A 21,282-nucleotide genomic window follows, 5' to 3' on the forward strand; every position below is an offset into this window, starting at 1 on the left:
GATCCTAGGCACAAGGCCTAGGATGACGGGGGGGAGGGGAGGGTCACGCCTCGGGCGGGGGCCGGTTTCGATAGGCGTCCGGGGCGGCGTCGGCGGCCGTCCTCCTCGCCAAACCATGGCCCGCTGTCGCTGATGAAACACGTCCTCTTCATCTGCTCGCGCAATCGGCTGCGCAGCCCCACAGCTGAACAGGTGTTCGCCAATTGGCCGAATGTCGAAGTGGCTTCGGCGGGGTTGGCGCCGGATGCCGAGGAGTTGGTGACGGGGGAGATGGTCGAGGAGGCGGACATCATTTTTGTGATGGAGAAGCAGCACCGGGCGAAGCTGGCGCGGCGGTTCAAGCCGCAGCTCCGCAATGCGCGTGTCGTCTGCCTCGATATCCCGGATGATTACGCCTTCATGCAGCCCGAGCTCGTGGCGGTGTTGAAGACGAAGGTGACGCCGTTCCTATGAGTGGATTTCATCATATAGCCCGTTGGGGGCGGTCGGAGCCCGCTCGTTCGCCCATCACCCCCCGGTCGTCATCCTCGGGCTTGTCCCGAGGATCCAGACTCCCGGTATCGAGCGTGGACCACCGGCCTCACGGGCGTCGGCCGCGCGGCGCCGGGTCGAGCATGATCGGGCGCCGCGTCATCGGCTGGTGCGCTCCTTCGAAGACCGGGAGTCTGGATCCTCGGGACAAGCCCGAGGATGACGGCTTTTGGAGGGGGGGATTACTCCTCCGGGGGCGTCCAGTTTCGATAGGCGTCCGGGTCAGGCTCCGCCCCCGATGCGCGGACCAGGCCGGGGAACAGGTCGTTCCAGTGCGGGTTCGTCCGCTCGATCAGGTTGGCCTTCCAGTCGCGCGGCCAGTGTTTCAGCGTTTTTTCGCGCTGGATCGCGCCGACGATGGTCTCGTGGAACTCGTACCAGACCAGGCGTTTCAGGCCGTAGCGCTTGGTGAAGCCGTCAATGACGCCCGCGCGATGCTGGCCGATACGCGTGATCAACTGGCTGCTGACGCCGATATAGACGACGCCGTGCATCCGATTGGCCATCATGTAGCAGCCGATCAGGCTGTCCGCCGTCACCATCGCATTCCCCATCGCTTGGCAGAGGAAGTATAGCCATGTTCTCCAAAATCCTCATCGCCAACCGGGGCGAGATCGCGGTTCGGATCATCAAGACCTGCCGCCGCATGGGCATTAAGACCGTTCAGGTCTATTCGGAGGCGGACGCCGGGTCGTTGGCGGTCGAGATGGCTGACGAGGCGGTGCTGATCGGGCCGGCGCCGGCGGCGCAGTCCTATTTGCTGGCGGACAAGATCGTCGAGGCGGTGCGCCAGACGGGGGCGCAGGCCGTGCATCCGGGGTTCGGGTTCCTGTCTGAGAACGCCGGGTTCGCGCGGCGGCTGAGGGACGAGGGCATCGCCTTTATCGGCCCGAACCCCGAGGCCATCGAGGCCATGGGCGACAAGATCAGCTCCAAGAAGCTGGCGGCCGAGGCGGGGGTCTCGACCGTGCCGGGGCATATGGGGCTGATCGAGACGCCGGAGGAGGCGGTGAAGATCGCCAACGAGATCGGCTATCCGATCATGATCAAGGCCAGCGCCGGCGGCGGCGGCAAGGGCATCCGCGTGGCCCATTCGGACGCCGACATGGCCGAGGGGTTTGCGGCGGTGAAGGCCGAGGCGCTGAACGCCTTTGGCGACGACCGGGTCTTCCTGGAAAAGTTCATCATCGACCCGCGCCACATCGAGATCCAGGTGCTGGGCGACAAGCACGGCCATGTGGTCCATCTGTTCGAGCGCGAATGTTCGATCCAGCGCCGCAACCAGAAGGTCATCGAGGAGGCGCCCTCGCCCCTGCTGGACGAGGCCACCCGCGCCGCCATGGGGGCGCAGGCCGTGGCCCTGGCTCAGGCGGTGAACTATGACTCAGCCGGCACGGTCGAGTTCGTGGCGGGTCAGGACAAGAGCTTCTTCTTCCTGGAGATGAACACCCGGCTGCAGGTCGAGCATCCGGTGACGGAGCTGATCACCGGGGTCGATCTGGTCGAACAGATGATCCGGTCGGCCTGGGGCGAGACCCTGGCCTTCGAACAGAAGGACCTGTCGATCAACGGCTGGGCCATCGAGAGCCGGATCTATGCCGAGGATCCGTATCGCGGCTTCCTGCCGTCCATCGGGCGGCTGGTCCGCTACGAGCAGCCGGAAGAGGGCGATCAGGGCGACTATACGGTCCGAAACGATTCCGGCGTCCGCGAGGGCGACGAGATCAGCATGTTCTACGACCCGATGATCGCCAAACTGTGCGCCTGGGGCGAGACGCGCGAGGACGCGGTGACGGGCATGGCCCGGGCGCTGGAGGACACCCACCTGTCGGGCCTGGGGCATAATGTGCCCTTCCTGGCGGCGGTGATGGACCAGGACCGGTTCAAGTCGGGCGAACTGTCGACCAGCTATATCAAGGACGAATTCCCGGACGGCTTCCACGGCCTGCGCCCGACGGTGGAGCAGGAACGCATCCTGATCGCCTCGGCCCTGGCCATGCACGAGGTCATCGCCGAACAGGACGGCGACCCGTCGGACCGGACCGACTGGATCGTGATGATCGACAAGACTCCGCACGGCGTCGGCCTGTCCTATGACGAGGACGAGGAGATGATCCTGACCCTGACGGGCGGCGGCGACATCCGCCTGTCGGACATCGACTGGCGGCCGGGCCTGGCCCAGTTCAAGGCCGAGCTGGACGGCGAGGCCTTCACCGCCGAGGTCAAACGCGTGGCCGACGGCTTCGACATCCGCCACCGCGCGGCGCGGGCGCGGGTGCGGGTGCTGCGGCCGCATGTCGCCGAACTGTATGCGCGCCTGCCGGAGAAGGCGGTGGCGGATACGTCGAAGATGGTGCTGTCGCCGATGCCGGGGCTGGTGGTGTCGATCCCTGTGGTGGTGGGGCAGGAGGTCAAGACCGGCGAGACGGTGGCGATTATCGAGGCGATGAAGATGCAGAACATCCTGAAGGCGGAGCGCGACGGGGTGGTGAAGGCGGTGGGGGCCAAGGACGGGGATCCGGTGGCGGCGGATGATGTGCTGGTGGAGTTCGGGTGATGCGGAGCGTGGGTCCGCCGCCACTCTCTCCGTCGTCATCCTCGCCCTTGTGGCGAGGATCCATACGCTCGGTGTCCGTCTGTGCGCACCGTCCTCGACCGAGTCTATGGATCCTAGGCACAAGGCCTAGGATGACGGCGTGTGTGGGGGCGGGCGCATGACCTTCCCCACACCCACCCCCCTCGAATGGCGCGAGGCGGCCCAGAAGGCGCTGAAGGACCGGCCGATTGAGGCGTTGATGCACCTCGACGCGGACCAGCTGGTGACGCGACCGCTGTATGCCGGGGCCACCGGCGTCCAGCCCATCTTCGCTCCGCGTCCGTCGGACTCCGAAGGCCGGGCCTGGGATCTGCGGACCCTGGTCGAGGGGGATGATCCCGAGGCGGTCAACGCCGCCGTCCTGACCGATCTGGAGAACGGCGCCGCCTCGGTGGTGCTGAAGGGGCGGGTGCTGGCGGATTCCGCGCCCTTGGGCCGTGCGCTGGAAGGCGTGGCGCTGGAGCTGGCGCCGGTGGCGCTGGATGCGGGGATCGACGGGCCGGATGCGGCCAACGCCCTGGCGGTCGTGGCCAAGGGATCGCCGCGCGCCCAGCTGAGATTCCACATGGACCCGGTCTCGGCCTTCGCCGAGGCGGGCGGGGCGCCGCGTTCGGTGGAAGAGCATCTGAGCCTGGCGGCCAATACGGCGGCGCGCCATGCGGGCGCCTATCCCGACGCGAGCTTCTTCATGGCCAGCGGGCGTGTAGCGCACGAGGCGGGCGGATCGGCGGCGCAGGAGCTGGCCTTTGCGGCCGCCAGCGTCGTGGCCCATGCGAAGGCGGCGGTGGACGCGGGGATGTCGGTCGAGGCGGCGCTGACGGGGACGGTGGTCGGCCTGTCGGTCGATGCGGAATATTTCGACAGCCTGGCCAAACTCAGGGCCATGCGGTTGATCTGGGCGGCGTTGACGCGGGCCTTCGGGGTCGAGGCGCCGGCCGTGATCGAGGCGCGGTCGTCGCGGCGGATGTTGGCGGCGCGCGATCCCTGGCCCAATCTGCTGCGGCTGACGGCGGCGGGGTTTGCGGGCGCCGTGGGTGGCGCGGACGTGGTGGTGCTGGACGGCTTCACCCGCGCGACCGGGCGGTCCGACGCTTTCGCTCGGCGGCAGGCGAGGAACACGCAGCTGGTGCTGATGGAGGAGGCCAATCTGGGCCGGGTCGACGATCCGGCGGCGGGGAGCTGGTATCTGGACGCCCGGACGCGGGATCTGGCCGAGGCCGGCTGGGCCGAGTTCCAGATGATCGAGGCCGAGGGCGGTCTGGTCGAAGCCCTGAAGGGGTCGGTGATCCAGCCGCGCATCGCCCGCGCCCGGGCCCTGAGGGAGGCGGCGTTGAAGAACGGCGTGGCCCAGATCATCGGGGTGACGAAATATGTGGACGCAGACGTGCGTTCCGCTCCGGTCGAGGCGGGCGGTGAGGCGGGGGCGGCGGTGGAGCGGGTGTGCGACCCCCTGACGCCGATCCGATTTGCGGCGGCGTTCGAGGAGGCGGGTCAATGAGCGCTTTTGGGAGCTTCCCCGATTTCAGCAAGATCGCCCTGACCTTCGAGCCGACCGGGCACGGACCGACGCGTGATCCGTGGGCGACGCCCGAGGGGCTGACGGTGGCGACCGCATACGGCGCCGAGGCGCTGGAGGGGCTGGGGCACCAGGACGGCCTGCCGGGGTTCGCGCCCTTCGTGCGCGGGCCCTATCCGACCATGTATGCGGGCAATCCCTGGACCATCCGCCAGTACGCCGGTTTCTCGACCGCCGAGGAGTCGAACGCCTTCTATCGTCGCAATCTGGCGGCGGGGCAGAAGGGGCTGAGCATCGCCTTCGATCTGGCGACGCACCGGGGCTATGACAGCGACCACCCGCGGGTGAAGGGCGACGTCGGCATGGCCGGCGTGGCCATCGACAGCATCTATGACATGCGGACCCTGTTCGACGGGATCCCGCTGGACCAGATGTCGGTGTCGATGACGATGAACGGGGCGGTGCTGCCGATCCTGGCCCTCTATGTCGTCGCGGCGGAAGAACAGGGCGTGCCCCACGCGGCCCTGACCGGGACCATTCAGAACGATATTCTGAAGGAGTTCATGGTTCGCAACACCTACATCTATCCGCCCGAGCCCTCGATGCGGATCATCGCCGACATCTTCGCCTGGACGGCGCAGGAGACGCCGAAGTTCAATTCGATCTCCATCAGCGGCTATCACATGCAGGAGGCGGGGGCCTCGGCGGATATCGAGCTGGCCTATACGCTGGCGGACGGGATCGAATATCTGCGGGCGGGCACAGCAGCGGGCATGGCCATTGATCGGTTCGCGCCGCGGCTGAGCTTCTTCTGGGCCATCGGCATGAACTATTTCATGGAGGTGGCCAAGATGCGGGCGGCCCGCCTGCTGTGGGCCGAGGCGGTGCGGAAAGAGGGCGGGGTCGATCCCAAGTCCCTGTCCCTGCGCGCCCACTGCCAGACGTCGGGCTGGAGCCTGGCGGCGCAGGACGTGTTCAACAATGTGCCGCGCACCATGGTCGAGGCCATGGCGGCGGCGGGCGGGCAGACGCAGAGCCTGCACACCAATGCGCTGGACGAGGCCCTGGCCCTGCCGACCGACTTCTCGGCCCGGATCGCGCGCAACACTCAGATCCTGCTGCAGTCGGAGACGGGGCTGACGCGGGTCATCGATCCGTGGGGCGGCAGCTTCTATGTCGAGCGGCTGACGCACGAACTGGCCGAACGGGCCCGCGCCCACATGGCCGAGGTCGAGGCCCTGGGGGGCATGGCCAAGGCCATCGAGGCGGGCATCCCCAAGTTGAGGATCGAGGAATCGGCCGCCAAGACCCAGGCCCGGATCGACACCGGCCAGCAGACGGTGGTGGGGGTGAACAAATATCTGAACCCCGTCGTCGACGATATTCCGATGCTGAAGGTTGATAATGCGGCGGTGCTGGCGGCCCAGATCGACAAGCTGAAACGGCTGAGGGCCGAGCGGGACCAGGCGGCGACCGATGCGGCGTTGGCGGCCCTGACCGAGGGCGCGCGGGGCAGCGCCAATCTGCTCGAGCTGGCGGTGCAGGCGGCGCGGGCCAAGGCGACGGTGGGGGAGATTTCGGACGCGCTGGAGGCCGCCTTCGGCCGCCATGTGGCGACGGTCCAGACCGTGTCGGGCGTCTATGCCAGGGAGGCGGGGTCTGACGCTCGCTTCGCCCGCGCCCGCGAGATGGTGGCGACCTTCGTCGAGAATGACGGCGGGCCGCCGCGCATCCTGATCGCCAAACTGGGCCAGGACGGGCACGATCGGGGCCAGAAGGTGGTCGCCACAGGCTACGGCGACCTGGGCTTCGACGTCACCGCCGGCGCCCTGTTCCAGACCCCGGCCGAGGCTGCGCGCGATGCGGTGGACAAGGGGGTCCATGCGGTGGGCGCTTCGTCTCTGGCCGCGGGGCACCTGACGCTGGTGCCGGAACTGAAGGCCGAGCTGGAACGGCTGGGTCGGCCTGACATCATGATCGTGGTCGGGGGGGTGATCCCGCCGTCCGACGTCCAGCCCCTGCTCGATATGGGCGCCGCCGCCGTCTATCCGCCCGGTTCGGCCATCGCCGATACGGCGGTGGACCTGATCGAGAAGCTGAACCAGCGGCTGGGTTACGCCCAGCCCGCGCCCGCAAAGGACAAGCCATGATCGGCGCCCTGAACCATGTCGGGGTCGCCACGCCCTCCATCGCGGACTCGATCAAACTGTATCGCGACATTCTGGGCGCAACGAAGATCGGCGAGCCGTTCGACCTGCCCGCACAGGGGGTGAAGGTCTGTTTCATCGACACCCCAACGGCCCAGATCGAGCTGATCGAACCCTATGACGACACCAGCCCCATCGTCGGCTTTCTGGCCAAGAACCCCAAGGGCGGCCAGCACCACGTCTGTTTCGAGGTCACCGACATTCACGCCGCCGTCGCCGAGATGCGGGCCAAGGGCGTCACCATCCTGGGCACGGGCGAGCCGCGCATCGGTGCGCACGGGACGCCGGTCGTCTTTCTGCACCCGCGCGACATGGGCGGGGTGCTGATCGAGCTGATGGAGACGCCGAAGAACGGTCACTGATCGGCAACGATGAGTTTCAATCGTTTCTATTTCTGATCTTCGCTACTGGTGTCACTCTGCCTGTGTCGAACGGGGTTGGCCCGTTCCAGAGATCAGAGCGGAGCAGGCCCATGACCACCTTCACCACCACTGACGGCGTCGACATCTTCTTCAAGGACTGGGGGCCCAAGGACGGCCCGGTCGTCATCCTGAGCCACGGCTGGCCGCTGAACTCGGACAGCTGGGACAACCAGGCCTTCTTCCTGGCCTCCAACGGCTATCGGGTGATCACCCATGACCGTCGCGGCCACGGTCGCTCGACCCAGGTGTGGGGCGGCAACGACATGGACCACTACGCCGACGATCTGGCGCAGCTGATCGAATATCTGGACCTGAAGGCCGTCTCGCTGTTCGGCTTCTCGACCGGCGGGGGCGAGATCGCCCGCTATGTCGGCCGCCACGGCACGGGCCGGGTCGCCAAACTGGGCCTGATCTCGGCGGTGCCGCCGCTGATGCTGCAGACCGAGGCCAATCCCGACGGCCTGCCGATGGCGGTGTTCGACGGCATCCGCGCCGGCAGCGTCGCCGACCGGTCGCAACTGTATCTCGACCTCGCCTCGGGTCCCTTCTTCGGGTTCAATCGCCCCGGCGCCAAGGTGTCGCAAGGCATGATCCAGAGCTTCTGGGCTCAGGGCATGATGGCCGGGTTCAAGAACACCTATGACTCGATAAAGGCCTTCTCGGAGACCGACTTCAACGAAGACCTGAAGAAGTTCGACCGCCCGACCCTGATCGTCCACGGCGACGATGACCAGGTGGTGCCGATCGACCGCGCCGGCCGCGCGTCGAAGGAACTGGTCCCCCACGCCGAACTGAAGGTCTATCCGGGCGCGCCGCATGGCCTGACCGATACGCACAAGGATCAGCTGAGCGCCGATCTGCTGGCCTTCCTGCGCGGCTGATTTAACGATCCAGGACCGGCCGCGTCTCCACCCGGAGGCGCGGCCGACTTGCGCGGTCGGGAGCCTTTCGTCAGCTTGACCGTTGATCACCCGAACGGAAGACCTGACCATGATGCGCCGCCTGACCGCTTTCGTCGCCATCGCCGCCCTGACGTGGGTCTCCGCGTGTCAGCAGGCCGAGCCGGAGCAGCCGACGGCTCCGGTCGAGCCCCAGCCGGCGCCTGCGTCCACTGCTCCGGCTGTCGGCTACGCCTGTGAGAGCGGGGCGATGGTAGAGGCGCGGTATCCCGACACGGCGACGGCGCAGCTGGCGTACAAGGGTCAGACCTATGATCTGCGCTCAGTCCAGGCCGCCAGCGGCGCCCGCTATGTCGGCTCGGGCGTCGAATGGTGGACTGCGCCGCGCGACGGCCAGGAGAAGGCGACCCTGAGCCGGCTTGGTCCCAACGAGGAGGTCGGGGTGGCTGTGCTGGAACAATGCGCGCGGCCGGTGGCGACTGTGGCGCCGGTTCCTCAAGCCTTGCCGGGACAGACGACCACACCGGCGCCGGGCGGCGTCCTGCCTGCGTCCACGCCGTGCAAGGGGCCGCAGCTGAAGCTGGCGGCGGAGGGTGGCGACGCCGGCGCGGGCAATCGGGTGCGCAACTTCAGCTTCCAGAACATCGGCGCCCAGGCGTGCAGCCTGACCGGCTATCCGGGCGTGACCCTGCTGGACGGGCAGGGGCGGCCCCTGACCACGATCCGGGCCGACCAGAGCCCCGGCAGCTATTTCCGCCAGGGCCAGGCGCCGACGCCGGTCGAACTGGCGCCCCGGTCCAAGGCCTATTTCGAGATGGCGTGGAGCGTCGTGCCGGACGAGACGATGCAGAAGACCTGTCCGAGCGCGGCGACCCTGCGCGTCACGGCGCCGAACGACACGGCGACGGTCAGCCTGGACTTCGCCTTCCAGCCCTGCGGCGGCAAGGTCCGCGTCAGCCCGATCCGGGCCGAGGCCGATCCCCAGATGGCCACTTAAGACGGGTGGAAACCCGCTCGAAATCGGCGTAGGTCGCGGCGCATGACCCAGAGCTTCTATGACCGCGTCGCCGGCGAACTGACCGAGATCGACGCCCAGGGCCTGACCAAGCCCGAACGCATCATCGCCTCGCGCCAGGGGCCTGTGATTCAGGTCGCGGGCCGCGACGTGCTGAACTTCTGCGCCAACAACTATCTGGGCCTGGCGGGCGATGAGCGCGTGACCCAAGCCGGGATCGCCGCGCAGCAGAAATGGGGCGCGGGCACGGCCTCGGTTCGCTTCATCTGCGGCACCCTGGAGATCCATAAGGAACTGGAAGCGGCCATCGCCGACTATCTGGGTTTCGAGGACGCCATCCTGTTCGCCGCCGCCTTCGACGCCAACGGCGGCCTGTTCGAACCCCTGCTGGGCGAGAATGACGCCATCGTCTCGGACAGCCTGAACCACGCCTCGATCATCGACGGGGTGCGGCTGTGCAAGGCCAAACGCTATCGCTTCGCCAACTCCGACATGGACGAGCTGGAGACACGGCTGAAGGAGGCCCGCGAGGCCGGCGCCCGCGACATCATCATCGCCACCGACGGCGCCTTCTCGATGGACGGCTATATCGCCAAACTGGACGAGATCCGGGTGCTGGCCGACAAGTACGACGCCCTGATCATGGTGGACGACTGCCACGCCACCGGCTTCCTGGGTCCGCAGGGGCGTGGCTCGTTCGCCTATCACGGGGTCGAGGTGGATTTCGTCACCGGCACCTTCGGCAAGGCCCTGGGCGGCGCCATGGGCGGCTTCATCTGCGCCAAGAAGTCGGTTGTCGAACTGCTGAAACAGCGGGCGCGGCCCTATCTGTTCTCCAACGCCCTGGCGCCGGCGGTGTGCGGGTCGTCGCTGGAGGCGATCCGCATCGCCCAAGGGTCGGAGGGCGACGTGTTACGCACCCGCCTGTCGGCCAATGCTCACCGCTATCGCAACGCCATGGCCGATGCGGGCTTCACCCTGCTGGACGGCGAGCATCCGATCATCCCGGTCATGCTGGGCGACGCCAAGCTGGCGCAGGATTTCGCGGCGCGGGCGCTGGAGCTGGGCGTCCATGTGATCGGCTTTTCGTTCCCGGTCGTGCCGCGTGGCCAGGCCCGGATCCGCACCCAGATGTCGGCGGCGCATTCGTTCGAGCAGATCGACCGGACGGTTGCGGCGTTTACGCAGGCGGGCCGGGAGCTGGGGGTTATCTGAGGCCCCAAATCATGGTGGAAGCGCACATGGATGGGCTGACTATTAGGACTGTCGCAGACTTCTACGAAGCGTTCGCGCAGATCGAAGGCGTGCCCCAATCGTTCGGCCGAAATCTTGATGCGCTTTGGGACACGCTGACGGGCTTGCTGGATGGTCCGGTCACGCTGAATTGGTTCAACGCCGATGCTTCTGCGGAGGCGATGGGCGATGATTTTGAGAAGTTGGTCGGCCTGCTACGTGACGCGGAGCGGGAGACAGCTACCAAGTTTACGCTGCACCTGATGGGCGCGGCGAATTGAACACTGCTTGAGGGAGACGCCATCATGGCCGAAACAATGAAGGCCCTGGCCAAGACCGCGCCGGGCATCGGCCTGGAACTGATCGACGCGCCGATCCCCGAGGCGGGGCCGGAAGACGTGCTGATCCGGGTGCATCGCACCGCCGTCTGCGGCACCGACATCCACATCTGGAACTGGGACGAGTGGTCCCAGAAGAACGTCCCGACCCCGATGATCACCGGCCACGAGTTCGCCGGCGAGATCGTCGCCGTCGGCAAGGATGTGGATCGCCCGCTGAAGATCGGCCAGCGCGTCTCGGCCGAGGGGCATGTCATCGACCTGAACTCCGAAGCGGCCCGCGCCGGTCATTTCCACCTGGACCCCAAGACGCGCGGCATCGGCGTCAACCGCCAGGGCGCCTTCGCCGAGTTCGTGGTGGCCCCGGCCTTCAATGTCATCGAGCTGCCCGACGACGTGCCCTATGAGATCGGCTCGATCCTGGATCCGTTCGGCAATGCGGTGCACACGGCGCAGCAGTTCGACCTGCTGGGCGAGGACGTCCTGGTCACCGGCGCAGGCCCGATCGGCATGATGGCCGCCGCCGTGGCCCGTCATGCGGGGGCGCGCACCGTGGTCCTGACCGACATCAACGACTTCCGGCTGGAGCTGGCGCAGAAGGTGGCGCCGGGCGTGCGCACCGTGAACACGACCAAGGAAGACATCCACGACGTCATGAAGGAGCTGGGCCTGAAGGTCGGGTTCGACGTGGCGCTGGAAATGTCGGGTTCGCCCATCGCCTTCAAACAGTGCGTCGACACCCTGATCATGGGCGGCGGCATGGCCATGCTGGGGATCCCCGGCAAGCCGATGGAGACCGACTGGGGCGCGATCATCCTGAAGGCCCTGACGATCAAGGGCGTGTACGGCCGCGAGATGTTCACCACCTGGCGCAAGATGCTGGGCCTGCTGAAGGCGGGTCTGGACCTGAGCCCGCTGATCACCCACCGGCTGGACTATGCCGACTATCGCGAAGGCTTCGAGGCGATGAAGTCGGGTCAGTCGGGCAAGGTGGTGCTGAACTGGGACAAGGCGGCCTGAGGCTTATCCTCACCTCCCCGTTCGCGAAGGCGAACGGGGAGGACCGGTCGCGCAGCGACCAGGAGGGGGCGACTCCGACAGTGGTGATGACCACGCCAGCGTCAGACACCGAGTCGCCCCCTCCTGGCGCTCGCTGACGCTCCCGCCTGTCCTCCCCATTCGCCTTCGCGAACGGGGAGGTGAGCCGAAGCCTCAGTTCGTCTTGCGGATCAGTTCGTCGGCCAGGGCGGCGGTCAGATAGCCGTCGGCGATGCGGCCGTTGGCCTGTTGCCAGCGACGCAGGGCCGCGCGGGTGTTGGAGCCGATCACGCCGTCGATCCCCTTGGTGTCATAACCCAGCCGCGTCAGGGCCGCCTGGGCGCCGATCCTCTGGTCGCGGGACATGGAGGCGTCGTTGGGCCAGGCCTTGGTCAGGCCCGGCTTGCCCATGATCCCGTCCGCCGTCAGGCCGATGGCCAGGGCGTAGCTGACCGAGTTATTGTAGCTGCGGATCACATAATGGTTCGGCAGGGCCAGGAAGGCCGGGCCGTTGGCGCCCTGGGGCAGCAGGATGGTCGCGTCCTCGACCGCCTCGGCGCCGTTCGGGGTTCCGCCTTGGGCCAGGCGCACGCCCTTGGCCGCCCAATAGGTCCAGTTGTGCCTGGGCCCTTCGGCCTCGGCGTAGTTGAAGCCGGCGGGCAGGACGACTTCGTAGCCCCAGCCCTGGCCGCGCTTCCAGCCGGCCTGGGCCAGCAGATTGGCGGCCGACGCCAGGGCGTCCGCGTCGTCGGTCCAGATATCGACCTTGCCGTCGCCGTCCTGATCGACGCCGAGGCGCAGATAGTTGTCGGGCATGAACTGGGTCTGGCCCATGGCTCCGGCCCAGCTGCCCTTCAGGCCCGCGCGTTCGCGGCGGCCGTCGACGACGATGTCCAGCGCGTCCTTCAGCTGGGCCTCGGCCCAGTCGCGGCGGCGGCCGTCATAGGCCAGGGTCGCCAGCGAGCGGATGACGTCATAGTCGCCCTGAACCTGACCGAAGGCGCTTTCCTGGGCCCAGACCCCGACCAGGATTTCGGACGGCACGCCGAACTTCTGAACCACCGGCCACGGCACGCGGTCGATGCGCTGCTTGGCCTGGGCGATTCGCGAGGCGGTCACGGCGTTCTGGACATAGGCGCCGGCCGGCTTGGAGAATTCGGGCTGGTTCCGGTCCAGCCGCACCACCGAGGGGTCAGGGGCCAGTCCCGCCAGTTCGCGTTCGTACTCAGCGCGACGGGCGCCGCCCTTGCGGGCCAGGAAGCCCTGTTTCCAGCCTTCGAACCCTTCCTGGTCATAGGCGGCCAGGGGCGGCGCCGGGGGCGTCGGCGTCGGGACGACGGCCTGAGGCGCCGGTTGCGGCTGGGGCGTCGGCAGGCTGACGGGCGGTTCCGGCAGCATTGGCGCACAGGCGGCGACCGAGACGATCAGGAGCAGACGATAGGAAAAGCGCATGAGATTCAGACTACAGCCCCGGAGCCGATAGGGGAAATGACATACGCGCGAATGTGAGCTGCGCGTTACAAAGCGCCTGTGGGGCGAAAGGGGCGCTGTGCGACTCCCTCTTTGGCGTCATTAACCCTCAATTTGATCGACGCGCCGTCGAACGGCGTCGTATCGGCGCAGTGTCCTCTGACGGCCTGATGGCGGAGTGGCGACGCAACGGGGGTGCAACCCCGGAAACCCTCCGTTCGACTCGGAGGTCAGGCCTCCAGCTGTTTTTTGGTGCTATCGCCCTTTGGGCTACTTGAGCACGGGGTGGGGAAGTGACCGCCGGGCAGGCAGGGATTGGCTTTTCCGCTCATTTCCCTTGTAGCGGGTTGACGTTCGAAAGACCGCTCTCTATACGACCGCCTCCGCCGCGATCCGCCCGGATCAGCGGCTTTCTTATTGGCTTCTCTCAGGACGTCCGACCATGAAGGTCCGCAGCTCGCTCAAGTCCCTGAAGACCCGTCACCGCGACTGCAAGGTCGTGCGTCGCAAGGGCGTCGTCTTCGTCATCAACAAGACCGACCCGCGCTTCAAGGCGAAGCAAGGCTAAGCTGCGTCTGTTTGCGCGCCGCGTTGGCGGCGTGCGCACGCAGTGTTTTGCTGACGATCCACAGGCTGCGGGCTTTGTCCGCGGCCTTTTTCGTGTTCGCGGTTGAGTCGCGCCTTGCGGCATGGTTAGCGTCCGCGCCTGATTTCTGGAGTATTCCCCATGGCTGACGACGCCTCGTTCGACGGTGGTCCCGACGTTCTCACCGCGACGGCCCAGGGCCGGCTGCGCACCATCATCGAGCGCCTGGAGCGCCTCGAGGAAGACAAACAGGCCGTCATGACCGACATGAAGGAGGTCTTCGCCGAGGCCAAGGGCGAGGGTTACGACGTCAAGATCCTGCGCAAGGTCATCCGCATCCGCAAGCAGGACAAGGCCAAGCGCCAGGAAGAGGACGCCATCCTGGACCTCTATATGTCGGCTCTGGGCGAGATCTGAGGCTGACCCGGCTTGAAGCGCACCCCCTTCAAGCCAGGCGGCGGCCTTTCGCGCTCAAGCGGGCCGAAGGGCGGTAGCGGATTCAAGACGCGCTCAAGCAGCCCTAAGGGCGATAGCGCACCGAAGACGCGCTCAAGCAGCCCGAAGGGCGATAGCGCACCGAAGACGCGCTCAAGCAGCCCTAAGGGCGATAGCGCACCCAAGAAGCCGCTACCCAGTCCGTTTGAGATTCAGCGCGAAGCGGCGAAACGGGCCGCGCTCAACGCATTGAAACGCGCCCGCCGCTCGGCAGAGAAGGCGGGCGTTTCTCTGTCCGAATGGGAGGGTGAGTTCCTCGATTCGGTCGGCGAACGGGTCAAGACCCACGGCCGCGCCTTCGCCGACCCCGAAAAGGGCGCGCCCGGTCAGGCCCTGTCGGCCATGCAAGGCCGCAAGCTGAAGGAGATCACCGCCAAGGCGAAGGGCGAGGAGCCGAAGCGGCGGTGGGGCAGGAAGCCAAAAGATCTCTAATAGATCGTCATCCTCGGGCTTGACCCGAGGATCGGGTTGTCCGCAACTCAGCGTTGATGAGTGAGCGCCGACCTTTCATCGCGACCTATATCGAGGCCAGCCGTCCACACGGCGTCCTTTACATCGGCATGACCTCAAACCTGTATGAACGCGGCCATCAACACCGGAACGGCGCGTTCGAAGGCTTTGCACGTCGCTATGGTTGCGGTCTGCTGGTCTGGTACGAGCAGTTCGAGCTGGTCACGGCCGCTATCCACAAAGAGAAGGCGCTGAAGCGTTGGAATCGCGTGTGGAAGCTCGAATTGATCGAGCGGACGAACCCTGAGTGGGTCGACCTCTACCCCAGTCTGTGCGGCTGGGCGCCCGATCCTCGGGTCAAGCCCGAGGATGACGGCGAGGGGAGTGTGAAGGCGTTTCTGAAGCGGCTGGAATCAGGAGGCTGACGCTCACCCCGCCTCTTTCAGCTGCCCCTCCAACCCTTGTTCGCGGACCTTGCGGTACAGGGTGGAGCGGCCGATGCCGAGGCGGCGGGCGATTTCGCTCATGTGGCCGGCGTAGACCTCGATGGCGTGCTGGATCAGGTCGCGTTCGATGTCTTCCAGGGTACGCAGATGGCCGCGGTCGTCCAGGATGCGGATCGGCTGTTCCGGCAGGGGGGGCAGGTCGGCGTAGGACGGAGCCTCGGTTCTGGGCGCAGCCGTCGCCGCCTCCGGCATCGGCGCCACGACGCCCGAGATCGACGGGAAATCATAGGGCTGAAGGAAGGGCGAGTCGGCCAGGACGATGGCGCGGAACACGGCGTTTTCGAGCTGGCGCACATTGCCGGGCCAGTCGAAAGCCTGGAGCATGGCCAGGGTCTCGGGCGCGCAGCCCATGATCCGCTTGCCTTCCTCGGCGTTGAACCGGGCGATGAAATGATCGACCAGGGCCGGGATGTCCTCGCGGCGGTCGCGTAAGGAAGGGGCCTCGATCGGGAAGACGTTCAGCCGGTAGAACAGATCCTCGCGGAAGGCGCCGTCCTTGACCTGTTGCGCGGGGTCGCGATTGGTGGCCGAGACGATGCGGACGTCGATCTTCACGGGGCGCTTGCCGCCGACCGGATCGATCTCGCTCTCTTGCAGGGCGCGCAGCAGCTTGACCTGGAGGTCCAGCGGCAGTTCGCCGATCTCGTCCAGGAACAGGGTGCCGCCGTCGGCCTCGCGGAACTTGCCGAGGGTCTTGTCGACGGCGCCGGTGAAGGCGCCCTTCTCGTGGCCGAACAGGATGGATTCCGCCAGATTGGCGGGCAGGGCGCCGCAGTTGACGGCGACGAAGGGCTTGCCGGCCCGGTCGCTGGCGCCGTGCAGGGCGCGGGCGATGACCTCCTTGCCGACGCCGCTCTCGCCGGTGATCAGGACGGGAATGGAGGACTTGGCCGCGCGGGCGCCGAAGGCCTTGACCGTCCGCATGGGGGCGCTGTCGCCGATGATGTCGTCGAAGCTGGCGCGGCCCTGGGCCCGCTTGGTCAGCCGGCCGACCTCGGCGGTCAGTTGATCCAGCTTCAGGGCGTTGCGCACCCCGACCAGCAGGCGTTCGGGCCCGACCGGCTTGACGAAGAAGTCCTGAGCCCCGGCCTGCATGGCCTTGACCACGGTGTCGATGCCGCCGTTGGCCGTCAGGACGATGACCGGGGTGGTCAAGCCTGCGCTGCGCAGCTCGGCCAGGCACTCCAGACCCGACATCTCGGGCATGACCATGTCCAGTAGGATCACATCGGCCCCGCCGCCGCGCGTCATCCGATCGATGGCCTCGCCGCCGCCGGCCGCATGGACCACGGCGTGACCGTCGCGTTCGAGCACAGCCTGCAACAGGCGGCGCTGGGTCGGATCGTCGTCGACCACCAGAACGGTCTTGGCCATGGGGCGTCCCTTGTCATCACCGAGGGGCCGCCCGTGGATCGGACTGGCCCGTTTCGGGACGATTTCTAGGGGGACGAGGTGAAAATCGGGTGAGAGGGCGTGGTGAGCGGGGGGTTAACGGGGCGTCGGCGGCGGGCAGCTGATCTTGGGCTGGGCCTGCAGTCTCTGACCGCCCACGACCAGATCCGGCAGGCGGGCGGGGGCGACGGCGAAGGTTTCTGCGAAAGCCTTCGCCAGTTCATCGGGCGATGGGGGCGCGCAGGCGGCGACATAGGTTCCGCTTTGCGACCATTGTCCCTGGGCGTCCTGGGCGAAGGCCAGGATCGCGCTGGAGTTCGCCAGCAGAACCTCCATGCGGCCGTCGCCGTCCAGATCGAAATTGCGCAGCCGGCAGGGTCTATCGCTGGTGCAGGCGTACATCAGGGCGTCCTGACGATCCAGCTGGGCGGTGAAACTGGGCGGCGTCGTTTGGCCGGGGACGGGCTGGATGCGGATGTCCGCCACACGTGCGGCCTGGTCCGGAACAGGATAGGGCTCCCGATCCACGCGCACACGGGCCGCCCGCGCCAGTTCGGCTGTCTTCGCATCCGGCGACCGCATCAGCCGATCCAGCGCCGCGAGCCCCGCCTTGCCGCTGTCGAAGCGAAGGAACTCATAGTCGAAGGCCTGAGGCTTAACCGCCCCGCGTTCCAGCCGCGCGACCTGATCCGCAACCGACAGCCGCGCGGGGTCGGCCAAGGGGCTGAACAGGGCCAGGATGAGGGCGACTGACAGGACGGCGGCGAGGATGTTGGTCGGCTCCAGCGGCTTCATCCAGGGGCCGGGGCGGACGGCGGCGAACAGATAACCCAGACCATGGACCGCGCCGATCACAGCACAGGCCGTGGCGATGATCCGATCCGGCGTCAGCCCGTGCTGGCCGATCCGCAGCGCCAGTCCCCAGAAGGCCAGGCCGATCAGCGGCGCGATCAGGGCCGAGGCGACCCGGACGCCGTAGCGCAGGACCACCGGGGGGCGATGGTCGGGGCGGCCGTCCTGATAGGCGGTGTTGATCAGCACGATCAGGGCCGCCGCCGCCGACAGGACCAGGGCGGTCGCACTGCCCGTCTGCCACAGGCCGTCCAGACCGGTGAAGGGCAGGGCCGCGAGGAAGCCGCCGACCAACACGGTGATCACCAGCAGAAGCCAGGACAACAGCATCAGGGCCACGGTCCGTACGCCCCGGATCAGGCCGTCGCGCACATCGGTCAGATGCACGGCTGTGGCGAAGGCCAGGCCGGTCAGGGGCAGGGAGAACCAGCTCTCTTGCAGCAGGTCGCTGAGGAAGCTGAGCCCGATGATGTTGAACAGGGCCGCTCCCAGCAGAAGCAACAGCCAGAAGGCGCCGGCGAAGCCGACGGACAGCACCCCCTGCACCCCCGCCATCCAGGCGGCGTCGAAATAGGCGGCGAAGGGCGCAACCAGCCGACGCTCACGGTCCGCCGGCACGACTAGATGGTGGGCGATGAACAGGGCCGCCGCGGCGGCGACGAACAGGGGGAAGGTCGCCTCGCGCGCGCCGTCGGCCTGGCGGGCGATGTCGTGCCAGGCCAGGAAGGCCAGCGCCGCCCCCGCGATCAGGCTCCAGACGACAAAGACCCAGAGCCGCAGCTTGCCGACGCCGGTCAGCAGGACGGCGGGCAGGAACAGGGCGGTCAGCAGGGATGGGGCGAACAGGTCGGGATGGCGTTGCGACCAGCTGGCGCTGTCGCCCTCGGTGGCGCGCAGCAGCAGGTACAGGACGATACCCTGCAAAAGACCGACGGTCAGTCGCACGATGGCGATGCGGCGGCGGTCGCCGTCCGGCGTGGTCCCGCCCCAGCCCGTGCCGAGAATATTCGCCGCTTCGGTGGTCATGACGCGCCCCTTCGCTCGGCTCGGAGCCCGAGTGGGCGACCGACCTGAGCGCGCCATCTAACCGAAGCGGTGGCGTTCAGGGAAGCGTCGTCTCGACCCGACAGGCGCGCGCCAGATAGCAGCCGCGCGGGGCGAAATGGATGTGGACCTGGTCCAGGGCCGGATGGTCGAACGCCTGGGCCAGCCGCGCGTCCAAGTCGGCGCCGTCGATCACCAACCCCTCCAGCATCATGTTGCGCCGGTCATAGAGGCGCAGCGACAGCGGCCGTTTGCGCAGCATCTCGGGCGCCGGGCCGGTGATCGGCGCCTGTTCCACCGCCGACTCGCGCACGAAGATCGGCCCGGCGGCGCGATAGGGCGAGGTCGGATCGGTCAGGTGGGCGTGATTGACCAGCACAAGCGCCTCTCCGGCGTCGGCGTCGCGCAGACTGACCCGGCAGGGGGCGCGACCGGGGGCGTCGGCGACCCAGCGGCGCGCGCCGACGGCGGCTAACTCTTTATCGGACATGGCGAAATAGGGCGCGAAGGGCGCCAGGGGCAGGGCTTCGATACGGTAGGTCATGAGGGATCTCCGGGTGAGGCGATCTCCTTGCGATGATCCGCGCGCGCCGTCTGGCGGCTTCCGGCCGTTGCATCGGCCTCGCCGCGCCCCCACAAAGGCAGGCATGAACGCCCCCTTCAAGACCCCCGACATCGACGCCCCGCTATGGGACCTGACCGACCTCTATGGTTCGCGCGACGACGTTCGGATCGCCGCCGATCTGGCCAAGGCCCGCGCCCTGGTGGACGAGATGAACGGCCTGCAAGGCCGGCTGGCGGGGCAGGGGGGCGATCCAGCTGCCTTGGGCGCCGCGCTGGATCGGGCGATCAGCCTGTATGAACAGGCGTCGGACGTGCTGGGGGCCCTGGGCGCCTACGCCTTCCTGGCGGCCTCGACGGCGCGCGACGATGCGGGGGCGCAGGGGTTCGAGGCGGATGTGCGTGAGAAGATCACCGCCATCGCCACCCCGACCGTCTGGCTGACGCTGGAGATCAACCAGATCGACGACGCCGCGCTTGAGGCCGCGCTTCAGGCCCACGCAGGCGCCGCGCGCTGGCGGCCCTGGCTGCGGCGGGTGCGGGCGATGAAGCCGCACGAACTGTCGAGCGAGCTTGAGACCTTCATCGCCGAACGCGGCCCGATCACGGCCCAATGGCCGCGCCTGTTCGACGAACAGCTGGCGGCCCTTAGGGCGAAGGCGGGCAATGAAAGCCTGACCCTGGCCGAGGCCCTGAACCGGCTGTCGGACCCCAAGCCCGCGCGCCGCAAGGCCGCCGCCGAGGGGCTGTCGGAGGCCCTGGCCGCCCGCGCCCCGACCCTGGCCCTGGTGCTGAACACCGTCGCCGCCGACAAGGCGATGGAGGACCGCTGGCGCGGCTTCAAACGGCCCGCCGACGGCCGTCACCTGGGCAATGAGGTCGACGGCGAGGCGGTGGACGCCATGGCCGAGGCCGTCGCCGCCGCCTATCCGCAGCTGTCGCACCGCTATTATGCGCTGAAGGCCAAGGCCATGGGCAAGGCGCGGCTGGACCACTGGGACCGCAACGCCCCGATCGAGACCACCGCCCCGCGCGCCTTCACCTGGAGCCAGGGGCGCGAGATCGTGCTGGACAGTTTCTCGGACCTGGGCGGCGACTTCGCCGAGCGGGCCGCCGGCTTCTTCGACAAGCCGTGGATCGACGGCCGCGCCCGACCGGGCAAGCAATCGGGCGCCTATGCCCACCCGGTCACCGCCGACCGCCATCCCTATGTCTTCCTGAACTGGATGGGTGAGCGGCGCGACGTCCTGACCCTGGCCCACGAACTGGGCCACGGGGTGCACCAGACCCTGGCGGCGGACCAGGGCACGCTTCTGGCCGATACGCCCCTGACCCTGGCCGAGACCGCCTCCATCTTCGCCGAGGGTCTGACGTTCGACCGTCTGCTGGCGACGGCGCCCAAGCGCGAGCAGCGCGGCCTGCTGGCCGGGCGGATCGAGGACGGGCTGAACACCGTGGTGCGCCAGATCGCCTTCCACCGGTTCGAGACCCGCTTCCACGACGAGCGGCAGAAGGGCGAGGTGTCGCAGCAGCGGATCAATGAGCTGTGGCTGACCGAAATGGGCGCCTCGCTGGGGCCGGCGGTGACGCTGAACCCCGGCTACGAGCACTGGTGGGCCTATGTCAGCCACTTCGTCCACTCGCCCTTCTACGTCTACGCCTACGCCTTCGGCGACCTGCTGGTGGCGGCCCTGATGGAGGCGCGGCGGGCCGATCCGACGGGCTTCACCCCCCTGTACCGCGACCTTCTGGCCGGGGGCGGGGCCAAGACCTACGTCGAGGCGCTGAAGCCCTTCGGCCTGAACCCGCGCGATCCGGCCTTCTGGAGCGTGGGCTGCAAGCGGCTGGAACGGCTGGTGGATCAGTTCGAAGCCCTGGGGTGAGTTGCAGCAGGGTGCGGGGTGCGGGGGGCTCGCTCCATTCCGTCCTTTTAGGCCTGTCGCGCCGATGTTCGGTTCACGCTCAGAGTCCTTGGAAACGGAGCCGCCACGAGCGTCCGCGCCATGTTCGTCCACAAGGCGGTCGAACTCAGACTAGGGAGCATGCTTCGGAAGTTCGTGCAGAACGCTATTATGATGGCGCGTGGCGTGGGTTCTTTCGTGTCCCGATCACCGGCAAGTGTCAGGAAACG

At 67.7% G+C, this 21,282-nt stretch carries 20 protein-coding genes; 15 read left to right on the forward strand and 5 right to left on the reverse strand.

All coding sequences use genetic code 11. The annotated features are described in order from the left end of the window. The first annotated feature begins 132 nt into the window (after window positions 1-132). Window positions 133-453 (forward strand): low molecular weight protein tyrosine phosphatase family protein, encoded by a 321-nt coding sequence (locus tag ACW177_RS05750; RefSeq protein ID WP_492027656.1) that lies wholly within the window; start codon window positions 133-135, stop codon window positions 451-453. 260 nt (window positions 454-713) lie between these two features. Here ACW177_RS05750 and ACW177_RS05755 read toward each other — a convergent pair whose 3' ends face one another. Next, window positions 714-1,073: a GIY-YIG nuclease family protein gene (locus ACW177_RS05755; protein WP_492027657.1), complete on the reverse strand. Its 360-nt coding sequence runs from the start codon at window positions 1,071-1,073 to the stop codon at window positions 714-716. A 35-nt stretch (window positions 1,074-1,108) separates the two neighbouring features. Between ACW177_RS05755 and ACW177_RS05760 the strand changes: the two genes are divergently transcribed. From ACW177_RS05760 to tdh, 9 genes are all read left to right on the forward strand, one after another. Beyond that, window positions 1,109-3,088 carry an acetyl-CoA carboxylase biotin carboxylase subunit gene (locus ACW177_RS05760; RefSeq protein WP_492027658.1) on the forward strand — a complete coding sequence of 660 codons (1,980 nt, stop codon included), beginning with the start codon at window positions 1,109-1,111 and terminating at the stop codon, window positions 3,086-3,088. A gap of 157 nt (window positions 3,089-3,245) precedes the next feature. Continuing rightward, a complete protein-coding gene (locus ACW177_RS05765; RefSeq protein WP_492027659.1) occupies window positions 3,246-4,625 on the forward strand; it encodes a methylmalonyl-CoA mutase family protein in 1,380 nt (459 codons plus the stop codon). Next, complete coding sequence (gene scpA, locus ACW177_RS05770; protein WP_492027660.1) at window positions 4,622-6,793, forward strand: methylmalonyl-CoA mutase; 2,172 nt, start codon at window positions 4,622-4,624, stop codon at window positions 6,791-6,793. The genes ACW177_RS05765 and scpA overlap by 4 nt, the downstream gene beginning before the upstream one ends. Beyond that, the gene (gene mce, locus ACW177_RS05775; RefSeq protein WP_492027661.1) at window positions 6,790-7,212 is read left to right on the forward strand and encodes a methylmalonyl-CoA epimerase; all 423 of its coding nucleotides are present in this window, start codon (window positions 6,790-6,792) and stop codon (window positions 7,210-7,212) included. Before scpA ends, mce begins: the two co-directional genes overlap by 4 nt. A gap of 110 nt (window positions 7,213-7,322) precedes the next feature. After that, window positions 7,323-8,153, forward strand: a complete 831-nt coding sequence (locus ACW177_RS05780) for an alpha/beta fold hydrolase (RefSeq protein ID WP_492027662.1) — start codon at window positions 7,323-7,325, stop codon at window positions 8,151-8,153. Window positions 8,154-8,235: 82 nt separating this feature from the next. Beyond that, entirely contained in the window at window positions 8,236-9,168 is a 933-nt protein-coding gene (locus ACW177_RS05785; protein ID WP_492027663.1) for a DUF4232 domain-containing protein, read from the forward strand. Window positions 9,169-9,210: 42 nt separating this feature from the next. Then, the gene (locus ACW177_RS05790; RefSeq protein ID WP_492027664.1) at window positions 9,211-10,401 is read left to right on the forward strand and encodes a glycine C-acetyltransferase; all 1,191 of its coding nucleotides are present in this window, start codon (window positions 9,211-9,213) and stop codon (window positions 10,399-10,401) included. 11 nt (window positions 10,402-10,412) lie between these two features. Continuing rightward, window positions 10,413-10,700 carry a barstar family protein gene (locus tag ACW177_RS05795; RefSeq protein WP_492027665.1) on the forward strand — a complete coding sequence of 96 codons (288 nt, stop codon included), beginning with the start codon at window positions 10,413-10,415 and terminating at the stop codon, window positions 10,698-10,700. 24 nt (window positions 10,701-10,724) lie between these two features. Next, the gene (tdh, locus tag ACW177_RS05800; protein ID WP_492027666.1) at window positions 10,725-11,777 is read left to right on the forward strand and encodes an L-threonine 3-dehydrogenase; all 1,053 of its coding nucleotides are present in this window, start codon (window positions 10,725-10,727) and stop codon (window positions 11,775-11,777) included. Between the two features lie 192 nt (window positions 11,778-11,969). Here the strand turns inward: tdh and ACW177_RS05805 are convergent, their stop codons facing one another. Beyond that, a complete protein-coding gene (locus ACW177_RS05805; RefSeq protein ID WP_492027667.1) occupies window positions 11,970-13,247 on the reverse strand; it encodes a lytic murein transglycosylase in 1,278 nt (425 codons plus the stop codon). A gap of 460 nt (window positions 13,248-13,707) precedes the next feature. On the opposite strand from ACW177_RS05805, the gene ykgO reads away from it, so the two are divergent. The 4 genes from ykgO to ACW177_RS05825 all read left to right on the forward strand — a co-directional run bounded on the left by ykgO (window position 13,708) and on the right by ACW177_RS05825 (window position 15,221). Next, window positions 13,708-13,833 (forward strand): type B 50S ribosomal protein L36, encoded by a 126-nt coding sequence (gene ykgO / locus ACW177_RS05810; protein WP_008263184.1) that lies wholly within the window; start codon window positions 13,708-13,710, stop codon window positions 13,831-13,833. A 159-nt stretch (window positions 13,834-13,992) separates the two neighbouring features. Continuing rightward, window positions 13,993-14,268: a nucleoid-associated protein GapR gene (gapR, locus tag ACW177_RS05815; protein ID WP_271164237.1), complete on the forward strand. Its 276-nt coding sequence runs from the start codon at window positions 13,993-13,995 to the stop codon at window positions 14,266-14,268. A gap of 228 nt (window positions 14,269-14,496) precedes the next feature. Continuing rightward, window positions 14,497-14,778, forward strand: a complete 282-nt coding sequence (locus tag ACW177_RS05820) for a hypothetical protein (protein WP_492028090.1) — start codon at window positions 14,497-14,499, stop codon at window positions 14,776-14,778. 56 nt (window positions 14,779-14,834) lie between these two features. Beyond that, on the forward strand, window positions 14,835-15,221 hold the full coding sequence (locus ACW177_RS05825; RefSeq protein WP_492027668.1) for a GIY-YIG nuclease family protein: 387 nt from the start codon (window positions 14,835-14,837) through the stop codon (window positions 15,219-15,221). Window positions 15,222-15,224: 3 nt separating this feature from the next. Here ACW177_RS05825 and ACW177_RS05830 read toward each other — a convergent pair whose 3' ends face one another. The 3 genes from ACW177_RS05830 to ACW177_RS05840 all read right to left on the reverse strand — a co-directional run bounded on the left by ACW177_RS05830 (window position 15,225) and on the right by ACW177_RS05840 (window position 19,134). Next, window positions 15,225-16,676: a sigma-54-dependent transcriptional regulator gene (locus ACW177_RS05830; protein ID WP_492027669.1), complete on the reverse strand. Its 1,452-nt coding sequence runs from the start codon at window positions 16,674-16,676 to the stop codon at window positions 15,225-15,227. Window positions 16,677-16,790: 114 nt separating this feature from the next. After that, window positions 16,791-18,572 (reverse strand): FG-GAP repeat domain-containing protein, encoded by a 1,782-nt coding sequence (locus ACW177_RS05835; protein WP_492027670.1) that lies wholly within the window; start codon window positions 18,570-18,572, stop codon window positions 16,791-16,793. Between the two features lie 76 nt (window positions 18,573-18,648). After that, entirely contained in the window at window positions 18,649-19,134 is a 486-nt protein-coding gene (locus tag ACW177_RS05840) for a DUF1203 domain-containing protein (protein ID WP_492027671.1), read from the reverse strand. A gap of 103 nt (window positions 19,135-19,237) precedes the next feature. On the opposite strand from ACW177_RS05840, the gene ACW177_RS05845 reads away from it, so the two are divergent. Continuing rightward, on the forward strand, window positions 19,238-21,034 hold the full coding sequence (locus tag ACW177_RS05845; protein WP_492027672.1) for a M3 family oligoendopeptidase: 1,797 nt from the start codon (window positions 19,238-19,240) through the stop codon (window positions 21,032-21,034). The last annotated feature ends 248 nt before the right edge of the window (window positions 21,035-21,282 follow it).

The sequence above is a fragment of the Brevundimonas sp. AVps23W genome (assembly GCF_058681395.1).

What these genes read in the sequence shown, in the direction of transcription:
- ACW177_RS05750 (WP_492027656.1), top strand. Translation starts at nt 133, where the DNA reads ATGAAACACGTCCTCTTCATCTGCTCGCGCAATCGGCTGCGCAGCCCC.
- ACW177_RS05755 (WP_492027657.1), bottom strand. Translation starts at nt 1,073, where the DNA reads ATGGTGACGGCGGACAGCCTGATCGGCTGCTACATGATGGCCAATCGG.
- ACW177_RS05760 (WP_492027658.1), top strand. Translation starts at nt 1,109, where the DNA reads ATGTTCTCCAAAATCCTCATCGCCAACCGGGGCGAGATCGCGGTTCGG.
- ACW177_RS05765 (WP_492027659.1), top strand. Translation starts at nt 3,246, where the DNA reads ATGACCTTCCCCACACCCACCCCCCTCGAATGGCGCGAGGCGGCCCAG.
- scpA (WP_492027660.1), top strand. Translation starts at nt 4,622, where the DNA reads ATGAGCGCTTTTGGGAGCTTCCCCGATTTCAGCAAGATCGCCCTGACC.
- mce (WP_492027661.1), top strand. Translation starts at nt 6,790, where the DNA reads ATGATCGGCGCCCTGAACCATGTCGGGGTCGCCACGCCCTCCATCGCG.
- ACW177_RS05780 (WP_492027662.1), top strand. Translation starts at nt 7,323, where the DNA reads ATGACCACCTTCACCACCACTGACGGCGTCGACATCTTCTTCAAGGAC.
- ACW177_RS05790 (WP_492027664.1), top strand. Translation starts at nt 9,211, where the DNA reads ATGACCCAGAGCTTCTATGACCGCGTCGCCGGCGAACTGACCGAGATC.
- ACW177_RS05795 (WP_492027665.1), top strand. Translation starts at nt 10,413, where the DNA reads ATGGTGGAAGCGCACATGGATGGGCTGACTATTAGGACTGTCGCAGAC.
- tdh (WP_492027666.1), top strand. Translation starts at nt 10,725, where the DNA reads ATGGCCGAAACAATGAAGGCCCTGGCCAAGACCGCGCCGGGCATCGGC.
- ACW177_RS05805 (WP_492027667.1), bottom strand. Translation starts at nt 13,247, where the DNA reads ATGCGCTTTTCCTATCGTCTGCTCCTGATCGTCTCGGTCGCCGCCTGT.
- ykgO (WP_008263184.1), top strand. Translation starts at nt 13,708, where the DNA reads ATGAAGGTCCGCAGCTCGCTCAAGTCCCTGAAGACCCGTCACCGCGAC.
- gapR (WP_271164237.1), top strand. Translation starts at nt 13,993, where the DNA reads ATGGCTGACGACGCCTCGTTCGACGGTGGTCCCGACGTTCTCACCGCG.
- ACW177_RS05825 (WP_492027668.1), top strand. Translation starts at nt 14,835, where the DNA reads ATGAGTGAGCGCCGACCTTTCATCGCGACCTATATCGAGGCCAGCCGT.
- ACW177_RS05830 (WP_492027669.1), bottom strand. Translation starts at nt 16,676, where the DNA reads ATGGCCAAGACCGTTCTGGTGGTCGACGACGATCCGACCCAGCGCCGC.
- ACW177_RS05835 (WP_492027670.1), bottom strand. Translation starts at nt 18,572, where the DNA reads ATGACCACCGAAGCGGCGAATATTCTCGGCACGGGCTGGGGCGGGACC.
- ACW177_RS05840 (WP_492027671.1), bottom strand. Translation starts at nt 19,134, where the DNA reads ATGACCTACCGTATCGAAGCCCTGCCCCTGGCGCCCTTCGCGCCCTAT.
- ACW177_RS05845 (WP_492027672.1), top strand. Translation starts at nt 19,238, where the DNA reads ATGAACGCCCCCTTCAAGACCCCCGACATCGACGCCCCGCTATGGGAC.